Raw genomic sequence first — 379 nt, forward strand, 5'->3', positions numbered from 1 at the left:
AGCCGCCGGGCGCTCGACCACTTCGCCCGCCGCGATCCGGTTCACGACATCAGGTGGCAGCTTGCGAATCTCGGGGCGAGGGCGGACGGAATCAGGCATCTGGTTACAATACCCCGGCTGACGCGCTTTGTCCCCGCCTGCCCGCACGGTTTCAACAGGGACCAGCCAAGGCGGGTATGTCCGGCCCGCGCCCGGCGTCCAGTTGACGCAGGCCGGTTGCCTTCCGTGCGGTTACCCCACAAAGTGCGCCGGAACATTCCGGAGCCTGAAATTCCATGAAGTTGACTTCTTCCCTCGCCGTCGCCGCAATAGTGTTGCTCACCGCTTGTGGTGGCTCCGATGCGCCCGAAACTGATACCCCGGCCGCAGAAGCACCTCC

Origin of the sequence: Hyphomonas sp. UBA3601 (assembly GCF_002375605.1) — a bacterium.
GTDB lineage: Bacteria > Pseudomonadota > Alphaproteobacteria > Caulobacterales > Hyphomonadaceae > Hyphomonas.